This is a genomic window from Rhodohalobacter halophilus (assembly GCF_001715195.1).
Lineage (GTDB): Bacteria > Bacteroidota > Rhodothermia > Balneolales > Balneolaceae > Rhodohalobacter > Rhodohalobacter halophilus.
Window position 1 is genome coordinate 1 of the sequence record NZ_MDWE01000044.1, and the last position, 1,120, is coordinate 1,120.

The window sequence follows — 1,120 nt, forward strand, 5'->3', positions numbered from 1 at the left end:
GAAGGCTTTGCAAAACCCCCTGAGTTCGTGAGTTTTTTATTGGATTCAGTTATTTTTGGTTAAACATAAATCTGCATCAAATCTCAGATCTTTTCATGGCTGACGGCAATCAACTAAGCTTTGGCGACGGACTTCTTTCCAGCAGACGCAAAATCAGCAAGCTTTCCAAGCACCTGCACAAACTCGACGGGATCATTGACTGGCAGCCACTGGTCCGGGAAATTTCGATCATTGATAGAACGGATAAGAAGACGGGTGGCCGTCCTCGAAAGAATCCACTGTGGATGATTAAAGCCACCTTCTTGCAGTCGCTGTTCAGCCTGAGCGATCCCCAGTTGGAAGATCAGCTGATCGACCGGCTGAGTTTCCAACGATTCGTGGGCCTCAACCTGGATCAGGAGATTCCCGACTTTACCACCTTCTGGCGTTTTAAAGAAGATCTTGCCCGCCACGATCTGGACGAGCGTATCTTTGAGCTGATTACCCAGCAGCTGGAAGCCAAAGGCCTGATGGTGAAGAAAGGCACCATTGTCGACGCTTCAATTCTTCCCTCTTCCGGGCGCCCACTATCAGATAAAAAACGCCAGGAGCTGGCTGAGGAACCTTCCCCACAGATCGACACCGATGCGGACTCCACCAAGAAAGGCGGCACCTACTATTTTGGTTACAAAGGCCATATCGGTGTGGACATTGAGTCCAAACTCATTCGCAAGGTTACCTTCACCCCGGCCAGTGTACACGACAGCAGGGAAACCGAAAAGCTGATCAGTTACGACGAGAAAGCCTTATTTGGCGATAAAGCCTATGTGGACGGCCACCACAAGTATTCGGCACGACACTACGGCTGGTACTACGGGGTACTGGACAAGGCCAAACGCAATCAGCCGCTGTCAGGTTCTCAGAAAAAACGAAACCGCAAGTTAAACAGCGTTCGGGCAGCTGTGGAGCATCCATTTGCGTGGATGAAAACCAAGGCGAACCTGGTTGCCATGCGAGCCAAAAACGAGACTCGAAACCGGCTGCGATTTGTCTTTGCCTGCATTGGATGGAACCTCAGCAGGGCCGGATTTTTACTTGAAAAAACCAGATCCGTGGGACCGGTAGCTCTATGAAACGCAAG

General features: G+C 50.5%; 1 protein-coding gene. It reads left to right on the plus strand.

Annotated elements, in window-relative coordinates; all coding sequences use genetic code 11:
* Window positions 1–95 precede the first annotated feature (95 nt).
* Window positions 96–1,112, plus strand: a complete 1,017-nt coding sequence (locus BG260_RS11835; RefSeq protein ID WP_069132957.1) for an IS5 family transposase — start codon at window positions 96–98, stop codon at window positions 1,110–1,112.
* Window positions 1,113–1,120: the final 8 nt, after the last annotated feature.

Bases quoted from the DNA above. Each gene is read 5' to 3' on its own strand.
- BG260_RS11835 (WP_069132957.1), top strand. From the start codon at position 96: ATGGCTGACGGCAATCAACTAAGCTTTGGCGACGGACTTCTTTCCAGC.